The organism is Streptomyces sp. NPDC029014 (genome assembly GCF_055564695.1).
On record NZ_JBVHVT010000197.1, the window covers coordinates 1 to 2,621 of the forward strand.

Annotated in this window: 3 protein-coding genes; all 3 read right to left on the minus strand. The window is 73.4% G+C overall.

Features of this window, described 5'->3' with window-relative positions; all coding sequences use genetic code 11:
* Nucleotides 1-181 precede the first annotated feature (181 nt).
* From ACZ4VL_RS40345 to ACZ4VL_RS40355, 3 genes are read right to left on the minus strand one after another with little or no spacing between them, the layout of a single operon-like run.
* Complete coding sequence (locus ACZ4VL_RS40345; RefSeq protein ID WP_468210952.1) at nucleotides 182-994, minus strand: metal ABC transporter solute-binding protein, Zn/Mn family; 813 nt, start codon at nucleotides 992-994, stop codon at nucleotides 182-184.
* Entirely contained in the window at nucleotides 952-1,821 is an 870-nt protein-coding gene (locus ACZ4VL_RS40350) for a metal ABC transporter permease (RefSeq protein WP_468210955.1), read from the minus strand. Before ACZ4VL_RS40350 ends, ACZ4VL_RS40345 begins: the two co-directional genes overlap by 43 nt.
* Complete coding sequence (locus ACZ4VL_RS40355) at nucleotides 1,818-2,453, minus strand: ATP-binding cassette domain-containing protein (RefSeq protein WP_404236140.1); 636 nt, start codon at nucleotides 2,451-2,453, stop codon at nucleotides 1,818-1,820. Before ACZ4VL_RS40355 ends, ACZ4VL_RS40350 begins: the two co-directional genes overlap by 4 nt.
* Between the last annotated feature and the right edge of the window lie 168 nt (nucleotides 2,454-2,621).

A 2,621-nucleotide genomic window follows, 5' to 3' on the forward strand; every position in this document is an offset into this window, starting at 1 on the left:
GTGCGCAGGCGGTAGGGTGGGGTGAGTGCCAAAGGGGCGAAGTAGGAAGGGGGAGGGGCGGGCGCCCCCCCCCCCCCCCCCCCCCCCCCCCCCCCCCCCCCCCCCCCCCCGTCCGCGTCGTCCGGGCCCGCCCCGCGATCGCGACCGGGACCGGGACCGGCGCCGGTCCCGGCGCCGACGATCAGGAGGCGCTCATCGCCGTCTTCAGTTCGGCCGCGGCGTTGCGGTAGACCGGCAGCAGGTCGAGGTCCTCACCCGGGTAGTTGACGATCTTGATCTGTTTGGCGCCGGAGTCGGGCAGCACCGTCCCGGTCGACATGTGGGCGTTGTCGAGGACCAGCGCCGGCTTCTTCGCGGAGAGCTCGGCGAGCTGCGCGGGGGTGACGGCCTCGGGCCCGTACGTGCCCACGGTGGTGGCACCGGCGAGCTTCGCCGACCAGGCGGTGAAGACCTGGGTGACGACGTTCGGGCTCTTGCCGCCGGGCCAGGCGGCCTGGATGTCCTTGTTCAGCTTCCCGTACTCGGCGTCGAAGCCGGTCTTCCACGCGGTCGCGGCGTCGGCCGTGCCGAAGAGCCCGCCCAGCTTGTCCACCTCGTCCTTGACCTTGTCGGGGTCGTTGTCGAGGTTCACCTCGACCAGCTTCGCCTTGGAACCGGCGGCCTCCTTGATCTTCGCGGCGTACGGCTCGAAGGGCGCGTACAGCACGAAGTCGGCCTTGGCCACGGCGGCGAGGTCCGAGGGCTTGGGGTCGTAGTCAGGGGCGTGGTGGACGGACTGGGGAACGATGACCTTGACGTCCTCGGCGCCCGCCGCCTTGGCGAAGGCGCCTTCCCAGGTGGTGGTGACGACCACCACGGGCTTCTTCCCGGCCCCGGGGGCGCCCGACGCGGCGGCGGACGACGTGTCGTCGCCCTTGCCGCAGCCGGTGACGAGGGCCAGCGTGACCGCGCTCAGTGCGAGGAGGGAAGGGATGGGGACGCGGGTGCGCGCCATGGGCTGGTTCTCCGTTCGGATATGAGATGGACGGCGAGGACGAGTGCTCCCGCCGTCAGGACGAGGACCGGGCCGGGCGGCCAGTCGAGCCACAGGGCCACGAGGAATCCCGTCAGGTTCACGGTCACGCCGATGCCGATCGCCCAGAAGGTGATCGACCTCAGCGAGCTGCCCAGCCGCCGGGCGGCGAGTGCGGGCAGCAGGGTCAGGGCGTCGACGAGCAGCGCCCCGGTCAGCTTGATGGCCCCGGCGACCGCGACCGCGACCAGCACCAGCAGCGCTGCGGTCAGGGCCCGTACGGCGACGCCGGAGCACTGGGCGAGTTCACGGTCGTACAGCAGGAGGCCGATGTCGCGCCGCTTCCACCAGAACAGGCCCGGCACGAGCACGGCGAGCACGCCCAGGACGACGAGGTCGGGGGTGCCGACGGACAGGATCGACCCCCACAGCAGGGCGAACGCCCCGGAGGCGTTGACACCGGACACGGCGAGCAACAGCAGTGCCGCCGCGATGGCGAGGCTCATCAACAGGCCCATCGCGCCGGACAGGCCGTCCGGTGTGCGGGCGAGGGGGGCCACGCCCGCACCGGCCAGGGCGCAGGCGACGAGCGCGCACAGCATCGGGTCGAGCCCGGTGAGGAGTCCGACGGCGATGCCCAGCAGGGCGACGTGCATCATCGCGAACCGCACCGGCATGATGTCGAGCCCCACGATGACGACCCCGACGACCGGCAGGCCGATCGCGGCGAGCAGCAGGGCCGCCCCGGCCCGCTGTACGGGTACCAGCTGGAGCAGCGCGCCGAGGTCGGCGCTGGCGAGGGCGGTCACCGTACCTCCCGCAGCCGGCCCGCAGCCATCTCCAGGACCCGGTCGCAGCGGTCCGCGAGGGCCCGGTCGTGGGTCACGACGACGAGCGTCACCGGCAGCGAGGTCAGGACGTCGGCGGCCTCCGCCTGCCCGTCGAAATCGAGTGCGGCGGTCGGCTCGTCGGCCAGCAGCACCTCGGCCCCGGCGGCCACGCAGCCGATCGCCCTGGCCAGGTACATGCGCTGCAACTGGCCCCCGGACAGCGTGTCCAGCGGCCGCCCGGTCAGCCGGCCCACCCCGAGCCGGTCCGCCGCATCGGCGGCATCGGACGGCGCGGCGCTACTGGCCAGCAGCTCCTCGCCGAGCAGCGGGAACCGGCCCGCGGCGGGCTTCTGGGGGATCCAGGTGCAGGCCCGGCGCCGCCACGCCCACTCCGCTGCGGAGCGGGTGTCCCGGCCGCCGACCAGGATCGACCCCGTGACCTGGCGGTGCAGGCCGAGGACGGCACGCAGCAGGGTGGTCTTGCCCGAGCCGTTGGTCCCGGTCAGCGCGACCTTCTCGCCCGCGGCGATCTCCAGATCCACGTCGGAAACGGCCTCCACCCGGCCGTGCCGGCAGGCGACACCCCGCATCCGTACGTCCAGCCCGCCCATCACACACCCTTCGGTCGTCCGCTCCTGTGTGGGGGGGGGGGGGGGGGGGGCCCCCCCCCCCCCCCCCCCCCCCACCCTCGACGGAAAACCCGTTTTGGGGGGTTTCCCCCCCCCCCACACTCCTTCCCCCCAGGGGGAACCCCCACACTTACCCTCTACGGAAAGAAA

Bases quoted from the DNA above. Each gene is read 5' to 3' on its own strand.
- ACZ4VL_RS40345 (WP_468210952.1), bottom strand. From the start codon at position 994: ATGGCGCGCACCCGCGTCCCCATCCCTTCCCTCCTCGCACTGAGCGCG.
- ACZ4VL_RS40355 (WP_404236140.1), bottom strand. From the start codon at position 2,453: ATGGGCGGGCTGGACGTACGGATGCGGGGTGTCGCCTGCCGGCACGGC.